Source organism: Micromonospora sp. NPDC048063 (assembly GCF_043202855.1).
In the GTDB taxonomy this organism is placed as follows: Bacteria; Actinomycetota; Actinomycetes; order Mycobacteriales; family Micromonosporaceae; genus Micromonospora.
The window spans coordinates 946038-960365 of sequence record NZ_JBIDBG010000001.1; the positions used below are offsets into that span (position 1 = coordinate 946038).

Here is a 14328-nt window from a genome sequence, read left to right on the forward strand (position 1 = left end):
CCCGGCACCAACCCTCGCCCGATCCACGCCGGTCGGCATCGCGCTGCGGATCGTGCCGGTGGCGTCGAAGTGCGCACGTCAGGATCAACCCTTTGGTTGATGGCGGCGGCCGTGCACGCCCTAGCCTGGAGTCATCGTGAACCCGGAATCGCTCACCCGGCCGCTGCGCGTGCTGCGCGTCTGCCTGCACCTGCTGGTCGGGGGTCTGCTCGTGGTGGTCGCCGGACGTGCCCTGGCAGGGCAGGCCCCGCACCGCGCCGCCGTGCTCGCCGTGTCGGCGGCGCTGGCCGTCGGCTACGCCGTCGGTGCCGCGTTGCCGCCGGTCCGCCGGTCCCGTCGCGCGGCGGCGGCGTGGCTGGCGGCGCTGACCGTCGGGTGGCTGGTGCTGCTCGGCCTGACCCCGGACGGGGTGTGGCTCGCGTTCCCCCTGTTCCTGCTGCACCTGCACCTGCTGCCGGTCCGGTGGGGGATCGTCGCGGTGGCGGCGACGACGGCGGCGGCGGTGGGTGGCGTGGTCGCCCACCAGGGGGCCGTCACACCGGGCGTGGTGCTCGGGCCGGTCCTCGGCGCCGCCGTCTCCGTCGGCACGGTGCTGGGCTACCAGGCGTTGTACCGGGAGAGCGAACACCGCCGGCGGTTGATCGAGCAGCTGACCGCCACCCGCGGCGAGCTGGCCGCCGCCGAGCACGCCGCCGGCGTCCTGGCCGAACGCGAACGCCTGGCCCGCGAGATCCACGACACCCTCGCGCAGGGGCTGTCCAGCATCCAACTGCTGCTGCGCGCCGCCCAGCGGGCCCTGCCGGAGCGGGTGGACGTCGCCGGCGACCACGTCGAGCAGGCCCGCCGGACGGCGCAGGACAACCTGGTGGAGGCCCGTCGGTTCGTGCGTGCCCTGGCGCCGCCCGGGCTCGACGGCGGCTCGCTGCCGGCGGCGCTGCGGCGGCTGTGCGCCACGACCGCCGCCCGCTCTGGGCTGGCGGTGGACTGTGACCTCGACGGGACGGCGGTGCGCCTGCCGACTCCCCACGAGGTGGCGCTGCTGCGCATCGCCCAGTCCGCGTTGGCCAACGTCGTGCACCACGCCGGGGCGACCCGTGTCGAGGTGACGCTGCGATACCAAAAGGACGGCGTCGTCCTGGCCGTGGTCGACGACGGCAGTGGCTTCGACCCCGGCGCCGTCGCCGGTCGCGGTGACGGCGGGTTCGGGCTGGCGGCGATGCGGGCGCGGGCCGAGGAACTGGGTGGCACGCTGACCGTGGAGTCGACGCCCGGCCGGGGCACCGCGCTGACCGTCGCCTTCGCCCACCCGTACGACGGGGCACCGGTGGGCGCATGAGCGATCCGATCCGGCTGCTGCTGGCCGACGACCACCCGGTCGTCCGGGCCGGCCTGCGCGCCGTCCTCGCCACCGAACCCGACCTCGAGGTGGTCGCCGAGGCCGCCACCGCAGAGCAGGCCGTCGTGCTCGCCGAACCGGACCGGGTGGACGTGGTGCTGATGGACCTGCAGTTCGGTGCGGGCATGCACGGCGCCGAGGCCACCGCCGCCATCACCGCGCGCGCGGGCGGCCCGGTCGTGCTGGTGTTGACCACGTACGACACGGACGCCGACATCCTCGCCGCGGTCGAGGCCGGCGCGTCGGGGTATCTGCTCAAGGACGCCCCGCCCGAGGAGCTCGCCGCGGCGGTGCGCGCCGCCGCCGCCGGCAGGTCGGCTCTCGCCCCCGCGGTCGCCCACCGGCTGATGGACCGGATGCGTGCCCCGGGCACCGCGTTGAGCCGTCGCGAGACCGAGGTCCTCCAGCTCGTCGCCGACGGGCTGTCCAACCAGCAGATCAGCAGGCGGCTGCACGTCAGCCACGCCACCGTCAAGACGCACCTGGTCCACGTCTACGGCAAGCTCGGGGTCGACTCCCGTACCGCCGCCGTCGCCGCCGCCCGGGCCCGCGGGTTGATCCGCCGCTGACCGGCGGGCGACGTCGGGGGATGACAGGAGTCGCCGCCGCCGCGAGGATGACCGGGTGAGAAACGAGCCGATCGGGCTGGCGAGCGCGCTCGCCAGCTTCACCGAGCTGTGGAGCCCGCGCGTCGTCACCCGGGTCAACGACTACGACGTGCGGATCGCGAAGGTCGCCGGCGAGCACGTCTGGCACGCGCACGACGACACCGACGAGTTCTTCCTGGTGCTGGAGGGAGAGCTGCGCATCGCCCTGCGCGACGGCGACGGCGGCGCCGAGCGGGAGGTGGTGCTGCCCCGGGGCGCGGTGCACGTGGTGCCGCGCGGGGTGGAGCACCGCCCGTCGTCGCCGGGTGGCGCGTCGATCCTGATGTTCGAGCCGTCGGGCACCTCCAGCGTCGGGGACCGGCACGACCCGGTCCCCGACCACGTGGACGCCACGACGGGTCACCCGCTGTGACCGTTCACCGCGCGGCGGTCGCGAGGGCGCCGTCGCGCGGTGCCGTGGTGAGTCGTCGTACGCCGGGCACGGCGGCGGTGCCGGCGCAGGCGACGAGGACCAGCGCGCCGGCCGTGAGCAGCGGCATGCCCTCGCCCCAGGCCCGCGCCGCGATCGGCGCGAGGGCGTAACCCAGCGGCATCGCGCCGAGGGAGACCAGCCAGTCGTACGAGGTGACGCGGGCGAGGACGTGGGGCGGGAACTGCCCCTGCACGACGGTCTCCCACACGGGGTTGAGGTAGCCGAGGGCGGTCAGCGCGACGCCGTAGGCGACGACGACCAGCGGGGCGGGGGCGGCGACGGCGAGCAGGGCCAGCGGCGCGGCGTAGCTGGCGAGGCCGAGATTGGCCACCAGCACTGGGCGGCGGGGGCGGATCCGGGCGGCGAGCAGCGAGCCGACGAGCATGCCCACCGCGCCGGCCTGGAGCATCAGCACCCAGACGCCCTCGCCGCCGAGGCGTCCCACGGCGACCGCCGGGCCGAGGGTCGTCAGGACGGCGGCGGCGCCGTTCCAGACGCCGTGGCCGAGCAGGCTGGTCCAGAACCAGTCGCGGCTGCGGACCTCCCGCCAGCCGTGGGTCAGGTCGGCGAGGATGCTTCGTTTCGGCATCGGGACGTGGCGGACCCGGACGACCGCGAGCAGCAGCGCGCTGAGCGCGAACGTCGCGGCGTCGAGGACGAACGCCCAGCCGGGGCCGGCGGCCCAGATCAGCGCGCCCGCGAGGGCGGGCCCGGCGAGGCGGCTGGCATTGGCGGTGACGCCCATCAGCGCGTTGGCTTGTTGCCGTTGCGTCGCGTCGACGGTGCCGGCGACCAGGGGCGAGGCGGTGGGCAGGGCGAACGCGCCGGCGGCGCCGCCGGCGGCGGCGGCCACCGCGATCACGCCGAGCGACGCCTGGCCGAGGAGTTCGAGGCCGACGACGAGTTGCGCGAGGCAGCGTACGAGGTCGGCGAGGATCGCGACGCGGCGGGCGTCGAGTCGGTCGGCGAGCACGCCGCCGAGGGGCAGCAGGAGCAGGCGGGGCACCATCGCGCAGGCCAGCACGAGGGCGAGGGCACCGGTCGAGCCGGTCGCGCGGAGCACGGCCAGGGCCAGGGCGGCGGGCACGACGGCGTCGCCGACGGCGGAGACGGTGCGGCCGAGGAAGAGCAGCCGGAACGGGCGTACGCGGAGGGGATGAGTCACCGCACCACCATACTTCGACATCGAATCTTTCGACAACGAATATTTTGGCGGCGACATAGGGTGGGTCCATGACCGACCACGACCGCGTCGACCGCCACGTCGAGCGCTGGCTGCCGATCCTGCCGACCCTCGACCCCGACGTCGAAGGCGCGGTGACGCGGATGCAGTTCCTCACCCGGCACCTGCGCGAGGTCAAGGAGCGGACCCTCGTCGACCTGGACCTGCAGGGCCACGAGTACGACACCCTGCACGCCCTGGCCGGCCGAGGGGGCCGGGCCGCCCCGTCGGACCTGGCGCGTGACATGGCGATGGCTCCCGCCTCCGTCACCGCCCGCGTCGACGCGCTGGTCCGGCGCGGCTTCGTGCACCGGATCCCGTCCACCACCGACCGGCGGCGGGTCGACGTGGAGCTGACCGAGGCGGGCCGGGCCGCCTGGCGGGGGGCCATGGACGTCGGAGGCGCCGAGGAGCACCGGCTGCTGGCCGCCCTCGCCCCGGACGAGCGGCGACTGCTGTCCGACCTGCTGCGCCGGGTCGTGCTGCGCGCCGAGGCCCCGGGCGACTGACCAGCGGGCGGAAATGCCGTGGCGGCGGGCGTACGCCGGCTGGCAGGGTGACCGGCATGACAGCGCAGGCTCTGGCGGGAGCGCTCGCCGACGACGTACGACGGCGGGTCTTCGCGGCGATCGTGCTGGGCGGCGCCGACGCCCCGGCGGTGGCCGAGCGCACCGGGCTGCCCGCCCGGCAGGTGGTCACCGCGGTCCGGCGGCTCGTCGACGCCGGCCTGGTGGCCGACGACGACGGCGAGCTGCGGGTGGACGCCGACCGGCTGCGGGAGGCCGCCCGCACGCCGGCGGAGCCCCGACCGGCGGGGGAGCCCGCGGACCGGGTGCTGCGCACGTTCCTGCGCGACGGCGCCCTGGTCGGGTTGCCGGCGCAGCGCGGCCGGCGGCGGGTGCTGCTGGCGCACGTCGCGACGTCCTTCGAGCCAGGGGTGCGCTATCCGGAGCGGGCGGTGGACGAGGTGCTGCGGCGGTGGTGCGAGGGCGGGGGTTCCGACCACGTGACGCTGCGGCGGTACCTGGTCGACGAGCAGTTGCTGGCCCGGGAGCAGGGCGTCTACTGGCGCATCGGCGGCTGATCGTCCGCGCCGCGAACCGTCTGCCCCCGGACCACCCGCCGTGGCGGCGGATATTCCCTTGCCCGGCCCGTGATGATCGACGGGTGACGACGACAGACTGGACCGTGGCCCCGACCCGTCCCGACCACCCGGACGCGGCGGTCCTACTCGAGGCGTACTACGAGGAGATGGTCCGCCGCTACCACGGCCGGCCGGTCCGCCCGGGCGAGGTCGCGGCGGCGATGGCCGACGATCCGAGCCACGACCTGACCGCCCCCACCGGGTTCCTCCTCGTCGCCCACCGCGACGGACGCCCGGCCGCCTGCGCCGGGCTGCGGTTCCGGCCGGACTGGGCGGAGCTGACCCGGGTGTACGTGCGTCCCGCGCACCGCGGTCGCGGCGGTGGCGCGTTCCTGCTCGCCGCCGTCGAGGAACGGGCCCGCGCCGCCGGCGTCGCCCGGATCCGGCTGGACACCCGCAGCGACCTCGTCGAGGCCCGAGCCCTGTACGCCCGGCACGGCTACCGGGAGATCCCGGCGTACAACGACGGCGTCTACGCCGAGCACTGGTTCGAGAAGGTCCTCCAGTTGACGACGTCCGCGCCACGCGCTAAATAGAGAAGTGGCAAGTTGAGTCACCAGGACTCAACTTAGGACCTTCGGCCAGGAGAACCGAGGAGGCAGGACCATGTTGATGCGCACCGACCCGTTCCGTGAGATCGACCGGCTCACCGAGCAGTTCTTCGGCACCGCCGCGCGCCCCGCGGTCATGCCGCTGGACGCCTACCGCGACGGTGACTGGTTCTACGCGGCGTTCGACCTGCCCGGCGTCGACCCGGACAGCATCGACTGCACGGTGGAGCGCAACGTGCTGACCGTCCGCGCGCAACGGCACCGGCCCACCGGCGACACCGTCGAGCTCGTCGCCGCCGAACGCCCGATGGGCACCTTCACCCGGCGGCTGTTCCTCGGCGACACCCTCGACACCGACAAGCTCGAGGCCGGCTACGACAACGGGGTGCTGACCCTGCGGATCCCGGTGGCGGAGCGGGCCAAGCCCCGCCGCGTCACCATCACCGCCACCGCTGACGGCAACGGCCGCAAGCAGATCAACGCCTGAGCATCCGCCGGGGGCGGGGCGGCCGGCGCGCGCCGCCCCGCCCCCGCGTCACGACCCGGGACAGGCCGGGCGGCGCGCCGCGGGCGGATAGAGCGCGGCCAGGGCGTGCGCGGTGGCGGTGAGCCGGTCGCGCAGCTCGGCCGGCGCGAGCACCTCCACCTGCGCGCCGAGCTTGAGCAGCTCCACGTGGCCGTGCTTCACCGACTCGATCGGCACCGCCGTGTGCACCCAGCCGGCCGGGTCCGGCTCGGAGGCCGCCGCCCGCGCCGCCCGGCTCATCGCCGGCGGCAGGACGTGCGCCGCCAGCTCCAGCGCGGCCGTCGTCATCCGCACCCGGGCCTCGTCCCGGTACACGCCGCGCTCGTACCGGTCGGCGTGCTCCTGCCAGCAGCGGGCCAGGTCGAAGCCGTCCGGGCGGTCGAACCGTTCGTCGAGGACGGTCAGCGCCAGGACCGCCGCGACCCGGTAGGTGCGCACCTGCCCGTCCGCGTCGGCCACCAGGTACCAGCGGCCGGCCTTGAGTACCACACCCAGCGGGGCCAGCGTCCGGGTCACCTCCCGCGGGGCCTTCCACCGTCGGTAGCGCACCTCGACGCGCCGGTCCTCCCACACCGCCCGGGCCAGCTCGGCCAGGTGCGGCGTGGGTTCGGGCTCCCGGAACCAGGTGGGGGCGTCGAGGTGGAACCGCTGCCGGATCCGGCCGCCCCGGTCGGCCAGCTCCGCCGGCAGGGCGGCGCGCAGCTTCAGCTCGGCGGCGGCGAGCACCGACCCGAGGCCCAGCTCGGCGGCGGGGCCGGGCATGCCGGCCAGGGACAGCGCCTCCGCCTCGCCAGCGGTCAACCCGGTGAGGCGGGTGCGGTAGCCGTCGACCAGCCGGTAGCCGCCGGCGGGGCCGCGATCGGCGTAGACCGGCACCCCGGCGGCGCCGAGCGACTCCACGTCCCGGTAGACGGTGCGCACCGACACCTCCAGGGCCTCGGCCAGCTCCGGGGCTGTCATCCGACCCCGGGTCTGCAGGAGCAGCAGCAGGGAGACCAGCCGACTCGCGCGCACCGCCCGACCGTACCGCCCCCGGGCGGCGGCAGACCGGTCGCCGGGGGCGGTCGAGCCGTGGCGGGGCACCCTCGTGATGGCCATGCAACGGCGCCTGGCTCGCCGAGGCGGTCGGCTTCCGCCGGCGCTGGTGGATGGTCGACGAGCCGGCGGCGGTGCCGATCACGTATGGCGCGCCTCCTCCCGTTTGCCAGCCGGAGCTGGGAACCTTTTTCACATGCTGTCCCCGAACGTCCCGGCGCGGTCCCGCCAGTCGCCCCCGCCGGCCCTGCCCGTCGGGCCCACCGACTTCACCGAGGCGTGGCTGCGCAACCGGCGGCTGTCCGAGCACACCCGCGACGCGTACCGGCGGGACGTCGCCGGGTGGCTCGCCTGGTGCGCCGCCCGTGAGCTGGACCCGCTGCACGCGAACTTCCTGCACGTCAACGAGTACGCCCGGGGGTTGGAGGCGACGCTGGCCGCGCGCAGCGGCAAGCCGCTCACCCCGGCCACGGTCGCCCGCCGGCTCTCGGCCCTGTCGAGCTGGTACGACTTCCTGGTCAAGCTGCGGGCCGTGGACGCCAACCCGGTCGCCGGCGCCGATCGGCCCCGCATCGACCGGGACCACTCGGCAACGGTGGGGCTCAGCCCGGAGGAGGTGGACGCGCTGCTCACCGCCGCCGAGGCCGACACGGGGCCGACCGCCGCCCGCAACCGTGCCGCGATCGCGCTGCTGGCCGACCTCGGGCTGCGCGTCGGGGAGCTGGTCTCGCTCGACCTGACCGACCTCGGCGCCGAGCGGGGCCACCGCAGCGTCCGGTTCGTCGGCAAGGGCGGCAAGTCCCGCCGCCGCGCCCTGACCCCCGGCACCGCGTACGCGGTCGACGCGTACCTGGCCCAGCGGGCTGCCGCCCAGGGCGTGGCGGTGCACGAGCTGACCGGCCCGCTGCTGGTCACCGCGACCGGTGCCCGGCTGGACCGGCACGCCGTGTTCCGGCTGGTGCGCCGGCTGGCCCGGGCGGCCGGCATCGCGGCCTGGGCGAAGCTGTCGCCGCACTCGCTGCGGCACGCCTTCGCCACCACCGCCCGGGCCGAGGGGGTCCCGCTGGAGGACGTGCAGGACGCGATGGGCCACGCCGACCCGCGCACCACCCGCCGCTACGACCGGGACCGGCACAACCTCGACCGCGACCCCGCGTACGCCATCTGGGCGGCCCGGGCCCGTCGCCGCGGCTGACACCGACGTCTGCGCGCCCGGTGGTGCCGCGCGGCGTTTCCTTCGCGCGCCGCACCACCGGGCGCCTGCCGTGGGCCGCAGTCGGACGAGGGCACGGAAGGCCCGGCCGCCCTGCGGGTGGCCGCCGCCTGGACTGGGTCAGCCCTGCGGGCGGGGGCAGATGCAGAACGGCTGCCCGGCCGGGTCGGTCAGCACCACCCACCGGTCGCCGCCGGGCTGGAAGTCCGGCTTCGTGGCACCGGCGGCGACGAACTCCTTCTCGGCCTGCGCGAGGTCGTCGACGTACAGGTCGAGGTGGTAGCGCTTGCCGGCGTCCTCGTCCGGCCAGGACGGCGGCCGGTACCCCTCGACCAGGCCGAAGCCCACGGCCACGCCCCCGGCGGTGACCATCGCGTACTCCGGCTGGCTGTGGGTGATCTCCCCACCGAGGACGCGCTGCCAGAACGCGGCGTGGGCGACGGGGTCGGGGCTGTCGAGGTTGACCATGGCGAGGTCGGCGGTGACTGTCATGCCCGACAGTCTGCCGCGCGTACCTGACATCCACTGTCAGGTACGCGCCCACCTCGCGGCGGTCTACGGGTCCGCGAGGGCGAGCAGGCGGCTCAGCGCGCCGATGCCCTCCTGGGTTCCGGCCGCGACCAGCACGTCGCCGTGGGCGAGGACGTGCCGGTCCCCGGGTGCCGTGATCGTCCGGCCCGCGCGGAGCACGGCGATGACGGTCACACCGCCGGTACGCGCGACGGCCTCGGCCAGGGGCCGGCCGTCGTAGGGCGACGCGGCCGTGACCGGCAGCTCGGCGACGCTGATCGCCTTGGGGTGCCGCTCCAGGTGCGTGACGTGGTCGACGGTGGCGACCGGGTGCAGCAGCTCGGCCACCTCCTGCGCCTCCGCGGGGCTGAGCGACAGCGACCGCTCGACGGTGTCCGGATCGCCGGGCGCGTACAGGACGAGGTCGCGTCGCCCGCCGCGGTGGCAGATGACCCCGAGCAACCGCCCCTCGCGGGTGTGCACGGTGTAGCCGACGCCGATGCCGGGCAGCGGGACACGTTCGATCTGCATCATTGCCTCCTGTCCTGGGACGGTGCGGTGTGCGCCTGGCCGGTCTCGCCGAACCAGGTGGCCAGCCGCCCGGCGCGCGCGACGGCCCGCAGGCGCCGTTCGGTGGCGTCGCGTACGGGTGGGGTGGTGAGCACGACGAGCTGGTCCCCGACGCGTAGCCGGGTGTGGTGGTCGGGCACGAAGGTGTCGTCGCCGCGGACGACGAGGGTGGTCGCGGCGGGCGGCGGCAGCCGCAGCTCGGGCAGGTAGACGCCGTGCAGGCGGGAGCCGGCCTCGACGGTGACGTGGATGAGGTCGGCGTCCATGGCGTCCAGCGGCGCCAGCTCGATCTGCAGGTCGGGCCCGACGTCGCGCGACGCGAGGCGGAGCCGGCGCGCCAGCCAGGGCAGCGTGGGCGCCTGGATGACCGTGAACACCACGACGAGCACGAAGACGATGTTGAAGACCTGCTCGCTGCCCGGAGTTCCCGCGACGACCGGAATGGTGGCCAGCACGATCGGCACGGCGCCGCGGAGCCCGGCCCACGACAGGAAGGCCTGTTCGCGCAGGGGGATGCGGAACGCGGCCAGCGAAACCAGCACGGACGCGGGCCGGGCGAGCAGCAGCAGGGCCGTGCCGACCACGATCGCGGGGACGATCGCGGCGGGCAGCTCGCTGGGCGTGGCCAGCAGGCCGAGCATCACGAACAGGCCGATCTGGGCGATCCAGCCCAGTCCCTCGGCGACCGAGTGGGTAGCTCGCCGGTGTGCCAGGCCGGCGTTGCCGAGCACCAGCCCCGCCAGGTAGGCGGCGAGGAACCCGCTGGTCTGGGTCAGGCCGGCGACCGCGAACGCCAGCACTCCGCAGGCGACCGTCGCGATGGGGTACAGGCCGGAGGTCGGCAGGGTCAGCCGCCGCAGCAGCCACACGCCGGCCGCCCCGGTCACCACGCCGATCGCGCCGCCGGCGACCAGCTGGTAGGCCATCGTGCCGATCAGCGGCAGGGGGGCGACGGTGTCGAGGGTGGCGGCGCTGAAGGTGAGCACCAGGATCAGCGTCGGGGCGTCGTTGAGCCCCGATTCGGCCTCCACCAGGCTTGTCAGTCGTCGGGGCAGCGGCACCGACCGCAGGACGGAGAACACCGCCGCCGCGTCGGTGGACGACACGATCGCCCCCAGCAGCAGCGCCATCCGCCAGTCGACGTCCAGCAGCAGGTACGCCGCCCCCGCGGTGACCGCGACGCTGACGAACACGCCGACGGTGGCCAGCACCGACGCGGGCGCCAGCACGCCGCGTACGTCGCTGAACCTGGTGGTCAGGCCGCCCTCCACCAGGATGACCGCCAGCGCCGCCAGGCCCAGGGCCTGCGCCAGGGCCGCGTCGTCGAAGGGGAAGCCGGCGACGTCCTGGCCCAGCAGCAGGCCGACGCCGAGGTACGCCAGCAGGACCGGCATGCCCAGCCGGGTGGCCAGCCGGGCCGCGCCGACGCTGGCCAGGACCACGCCGGTGCCGACGGCCAGCGTCACGTACAGCTCGCCGAGGTTCACGTCGACCCCCTCGCGCCCGCCCCGGGCGCGTCGTCGCGACCGCCCGGGGGGCCGGCTACGCGGCGAAGTAGCGCAGCCACACGTAACCCCAGGCGATCACCGTGGTCAGCACCGTGGTGACGATGCCGTACCGGGTGAACTGCCAGAAGCTGATCGGCTCGCCGGCGCGGGCCGCGATGCCCAGCACGACGATGTTGGCGCTGGCCGCCACGGCCGTGCCGTTGCCGCCCAGGTCGGCGCCGAGGGCGAAGGACCACCACAGCGCCTCGCCGGTGACGGGATCCGGGGCGCCGGCGACGAGGTTCTCCACGATCGGCGCCATGGTCGCCGTGTAGGGGATGTTGTCGAAGAACGCGCCGAGCACCGCCGAGCCGAAGATCAGGCCGGTGGCCGCCGTGAGGTAGTTGTCGCCGACGGCGTCGCTGGCCCATTCCCCGATCAGCCCGATCACCCCCGTCTCGGTGAGGCCGGCGACCATCACGAACAGCCCGGTGAAGAAGACCAGCGTCGGCCACTCGACCTCGGCGAGGTAGGCCGACGTGTCCGCCCGGGTCACCAGGACCATCAGCCCGGCGCCGAGCAGCGCGACGACGGCCACGTCGACGTGGATCACCGTGTGCAGCATGAACCCGGCCATCACCAGGCCGAGCACGACCAGGCAGCGGACCAGCATCCTCGGGTCGGTGATGGCGGCGCGGGCGTCCATGTCACGTACGGCCTCGAACCGTTCGGGGTGGTGCACGAACGAGCGGCGGAACATGACCCGCGCCAGCACCAGGAACGCGAGGAACATCAGCAGCGTGACCGGCGCCATGTGCACCAGGAAGTCGTTGAAGCTCAGCCCGGCCCGGCTACCGATGATGATGTTGGGCGGGTCGCCGATCAGGGTCGCGGCGCCGGCGATGTTGGAGGCGAGCACCTCGGCGATCAGGTACGGCGCGGCGGGGACGCCCAGCCGGCGGCACACCGAGATGGTGATCGGGGCGACCAGCATGACGGTGGTGACGTTGTCCAGGAACGGCGACAGGGCGGCGGTGATCGCCATGAGCAGCACCATCAGCCGGTACGGGCGCCCCCGCGAGCGCTGTGCCGCCCAGATCGCCAGGAACTCGAACACCCCGGTCTGTTTGATCACCCCGACGATGATCATCATGCCGAGGAGCAGGAAGATGACGTCCCAGTCGATGCCGGCGTGCTGCTCGTAGAACACGTGCGACCCGGGCACGAGCCCGAGCAGGGCCATCAGGCCGGCGGCGCCCAGCACCACCGCGACCCGGTTGATCTTCTCTGTGGCGATGAACACGAACGCGACCACGAAGATGGCGGTCGCGGCCAGGGCGGGCCAGACGCTCACGGGCGCCCGCCCGGCGGGCCGTTCTCCGTGCTGGTGGGCCGGTGCCCACAGGCGAGGATCGCGGCTTCCGGTGGCACGGGTGCTGACAGCACCAGGTGACGGTTCACGGGGTCCTCCCAGGAGGGGTTCGGCGCAACGGGGCAGCGCACCGGCAGGCGGTGCGTCCGGGTGCGCAGGAGTGGGGCCCGGGCGTCCGGGCCTGTCTTCATGGTCATTCGCCCGGTGCGGGCCGACATCGGGGCTGACACCCATTTGCCGCCGTCGCCCCGCCGGCGGCCCCGCCCGGCGCACGTCGCGGCAGGTCGCGGCGGCTAAATGGGTGCGGGCACGCATTTACACCACGCGCGCCGCCGGGCAGGCTGGATCATGAAGAGGGGACCGCTGCGGAGCGTGACCGCCCGCCGGCCTGCGAACAATTTGCCGATGTCGGCGCGGGCCGGCGGGGCACCAGGACCGGGGAGGGGAGGCGTCGTCGTGTCGCTGTTCTGGCGGATCTTCCTGCTCAACGCGGCGGTGCTCGTGACCGCCACGTTGCTGCTGCTCGGCCCGGTCACGGTCTCCACCCCGGTGCTGCTCACCGAGGCCGTCGTCCTGGCCGTGGGCCTCGCCGCGATGCTGGTCGCCAACGCCGCGCTGCTGCGGGTCGGCCTGGCGCCGCTGCGCCGCCTGACCCGGGCCATGACCACCATCGACCTGCTCCAGCCCGAGCCGCGCCCGGTCCCGGCCGGGCAGGCCGGCATCGCGGAGCTGATCCGCGCCTTCAACGCCATGATCGACCGTCTGGAGGCGGAACGGGCGACCAGCGCGGCCGCCGCCCTGTCCGCCCAGGAGGCCGAGCGCCGCCGTATCGCCCAGGAGCTGCACGACGAGGTCGGCCAGACGCTGACCGCGGTCCTGCTCGAACTGAAACAGGTCGCCCGCCACGCGCCCGACCCGGTTCGCGCGCAGCTCGCCCAGGTGCAGGAGACCACCCGCGACAGCCTCGACGAGATCCGCCGCATCGCCCGCCGGCTACGCCCCGGGGTGCTGGAGGAACTCGGCCTGATCAGCGCCCTGAAGGCGCTCGTGACGGAGGTCACCGGGCACACCGAGCTGGCCGTGCGCCTGCACCTCGGCGCGGACCTGCCGGCCCTCGACGGCGAGGCCGAACTGGTGATCTACCGGGTCGCCCAGGAGGCCCTCACCAACACCGTCCGGCACGCCAGGGCCACCACCGTCGAGGTGTCCCTGGCCGCTCAGCCGGACCACGTGCAGCTGCGGATCCGCGACGACGGCCGGGGCATCGGCGACGCGGCCGAGGGCGCCGGCATCCGCGGTATGCGCGAGCGGGCCCTGCTCATCGGCGCCCCGCTCGCCGTGACCCCCGGCCCGGCCGGCGGCACCGAGGTGCGGCTGCGGGTGCCGCTGACCGACCGGGACGGCCGGCCGTGACGACCCGCATCCTGCTCGCCGACGACCACGCCCTGGTGCGCCGGGGGGTCCGGCTCATCCTCGACAGCGAACCGGACCTGACGGTCGTGGCCGAGGCCGGCGACGGCGCGGAGGCCGTCGCCCTGGCCCAGGCCGAGCGCCCCGACCTGGCCATCCTCGACATCGCCATGCCCCGGATGACCGGCCTGCAGGCGGCCCGGGAGCTGTCCCGGCAGCAGCCGGACCTGCGCATCCTCATCCTGACCATGTACGACAACGAGCAGTACTTCTTCGAGGCCCTCAAGGTCGGCGCCAACGGCTACGTGCTCAAGTCCGTCGCCGACCGTGACCTGGTGGAGGCCTGCCGCGCCGCCGTACGCGACGAGCCGTTCCTCTATCCCGGCGCGATCAACGCCCTCATCCGCACCTATCTGGAACGCACCGCCCGGGGCGAGAGCCTGCCGGCGCGGGCCATCACCGAACGGGAGGAGGAGATCCTCAAGCTCGTCGCCGAGGGCCACTCGTCGAAGGAGATCGCCCGCCTGCTGTTCATCAGCGTCAAGACCGTCGAACGGCACCGGGCCAACCTGCTGCAGAAGCTCGGCCTCCGGGACCGGCTCGAGTTGACCCGCTACGCCATCCGGGCTGGCCTCATCGAGCCGTGAGGCGGCCCGGCGGAGCGGGCCCTTCCGGGTGGGCGCGTCGGCGGGCACGCGCCGACGGTGGGCGCGTCGGCGGGCTCGCGGGGCACGCGCCGACGGAGGGACGACGGGGCGCCCGTCCGGGCCGGGCCGGCTTTTCCTGCGGGCGGCCCCACCGGTTCTCTACGG

At 74.8% G+C, this 14328-nt stretch carries 16 protein-coding genes; 10 read left to right on the forward strand and 6 right to left on the reverse strand.

The annotated features are described in order from the left end of the window. Positions 1–136: 136 nt before the first annotated feature. From ACGFZ2_RS04225 to ACGFZ2_RS04235, 3 genes are read left to right on the forward strand one after another with little or no spacing between them, the layout of a single operon-like run. Complete coding sequence (locus ACGFZ2_RS04225; RefSeq protein WP_393450001.1) at positions 137–1336, forward strand: sensor histidine kinase; 1200 nt, start codon at positions 137–139, stop codon at positions 1334–1336. Then, positions 1333–1965, forward strand: a complete 633-nt coding sequence (locus tag ACGFZ2_RS04230; RefSeq protein WP_393450004.1) for a response regulator — start codon at positions 1333–1335, stop codon at positions 1963–1965. The genes ACGFZ2_RS04225 and ACGFZ2_RS04230 overlap by 4 nt, the downstream gene beginning before the upstream one ends. Before the next feature lie 55 nt (positions 1966–2020). After that, positions 2021–2416 carry a cupin domain-containing protein gene (locus tag ACGFZ2_RS04235; RefSeq protein ID WP_393261895.1) on the forward strand — a complete coding sequence of 132 codons (396 nt, stop codon included), beginning with the start codon at positions 2021–2023 and terminating at the stop codon, positions 2414–2416. Positions 2417–2420: 4 nt separating this feature from the next. Here the strand turns inward: ACGFZ2_RS04235 and ACGFZ2_RS04240 are convergent, their stop codons facing one another. Next, the gene (locus tag ACGFZ2_RS04240; protein ID WP_393450007.1) at positions 2421–3641 is read right to left on the reverse strand and encodes an MFS transporter; all 1221 of its coding nucleotides are present in this window, start codon (positions 3639–3641) and stop codon (positions 2421–2423) included. 68 nt (positions 3642–3709) lie between these two features. On the opposite strand from ACGFZ2_RS04240, the gene ACGFZ2_RS04245 reads away from it, so the two are divergent. The 4 genes from ACGFZ2_RS04245 (at position 3710) to ACGFZ2_RS04260 (ending at position 5880) form a co-directional block, all read left to right on the forward strand. Then, the gene (locus ACGFZ2_RS04245; protein ID WP_393261891.1) at positions 3710–4207 is read left to right on the forward strand and encodes a MarR family winged helix-turn-helix transcriptional regulator; all 498 of its coding nucleotides are present in this window, start codon (positions 3710–3712) and stop codon (positions 4205–4207) included. Between the two features lie 56 nt (positions 4208–4263). Further along, positions 4264–4782, forward strand: coding sequence for a DUF2087 domain-containing protein (locus ACGFZ2_RS04250; protein ID WP_393450010.1), 519 nt, complete (start codon positions 4264–4266; stop codon positions 4780–4782). A gap of 83 nt (positions 4783–4865) precedes the next feature. Further along, a complete protein-coding gene (locus ACGFZ2_RS04255) occupies positions 4866–5378 on the forward strand; it encodes a GNAT family N-acetyltransferase (protein ID WP_393450013.1) in 513 nt (170 codons plus the stop codon). A 70-nt stretch (positions 5379–5448) separates the two neighbouring features. Continuing rightward, positions 5449–5880, forward strand: a complete 432-nt coding sequence (locus tag ACGFZ2_RS04260) for an Hsp20/alpha crystallin family protein (RefSeq protein ID WP_393450016.1) — start codon at positions 5449–5451, stop codon at positions 5878–5880. Positions 5881–5928: 48 nt separating this feature from the next. On the opposite strand, the gene ACGFZ2_RS04265 is transcribed toward ACGFZ2_RS04260, so the two are convergent. After that, a complete protein-coding gene (locus tag ACGFZ2_RS04265) occupies positions 5929–6933 on the reverse strand; it encodes a helix-turn-helix transcriptional regulator (protein ID WP_393450019.1) in 1005 nt (334 codons plus the stop codon). Between the two features lie 217 nt (positions 6934–7150). On the opposite strand from ACGFZ2_RS04265, the gene ACGFZ2_RS04270 reads away from it, so the two are divergent. Then, positions 7151–8149 (forward strand): tyrosine-type recombinase/integrase, encoded by a 999-nt coding sequence (locus tag ACGFZ2_RS04270; protein WP_393450022.1) that lies wholly within the window; start codon positions 7151–7153, stop codon positions 8147–8149. Positions 8150–8287: 138 nt separating this feature from the next. On the opposite strand, the gene ACGFZ2_RS04275 is transcribed toward ACGFZ2_RS04270, so the two are convergent. The 4 genes from ACGFZ2_RS04275 to ACGFZ2_RS04290 all read right to left on the reverse strand — a co-directional run bounded on the left by ACGFZ2_RS04275 (position 8288) and on the right by ACGFZ2_RS04290 (position 12088). Next, positions 8288–8659 carry a VOC family protein gene (locus ACGFZ2_RS04275; RefSeq protein WP_393261874.1) on the reverse strand — a complete coding sequence of 124 codons (372 nt, stop codon included), beginning with the start codon at positions 8657–8659 and terminating at the stop codon, positions 8288–8290. A 63-nt stretch (positions 8660–8722) separates the two neighbouring features. Next, positions 8723–9208, reverse strand: a complete 486-nt coding sequence (locus tag ACGFZ2_RS04280) for a cation:proton antiporter regulatory subunit (protein WP_393450025.1) — start codon at positions 9206–9208, stop codon at positions 8723–8725. After that, positions 9208–10734, reverse strand: a complete 1527-nt coding sequence (locus ACGFZ2_RS04285) for a potassium/proton antiporter (protein WP_393450028.1) — start codon at positions 10732–10734, stop codon at positions 9208–9210. Before ACGFZ2_RS04285 ends, ACGFZ2_RS04280 begins: the two co-directional genes overlap by 1 nt. Before the next feature lie 55 nt (positions 10735–10789). Continuing rightward, a complete protein-coding gene (locus tag ACGFZ2_RS04290) occupies positions 10790–12088 on the reverse strand; it encodes an SLC13 family permease (protein WP_393450031.1) in 1299 nt (432 codons plus the stop codon). Between the two features lie 474 nt (positions 12089–12562). Between ACGFZ2_RS04290 and ACGFZ2_RS04295 the strand changes: the two genes are divergently transcribed. Both ACGFZ2_RS04295 and ACGFZ2_RS04300 read left to right on the forward strand, forming a co-directional pair. Next, entirely contained in the window at positions 12563–13519 is a 957-nt protein-coding gene (locus ACGFZ2_RS04295; RefSeq protein ID WP_393450034.1) for a HAMP domain-containing sensor histidine kinase, read from the forward strand. Next, positions 13516–14163, forward strand: coding sequence for a response regulator transcription factor (locus ACGFZ2_RS04300; protein ID WP_350705562.1), 648 nt, complete (start codon positions 13516–13518; stop codon positions 14161–14163). The genes ACGFZ2_RS04295 and ACGFZ2_RS04300 overlap by 4 nt, the downstream gene beginning before the upstream one ends. Positions 14164–14328: the final 165 nt, after the last annotated feature.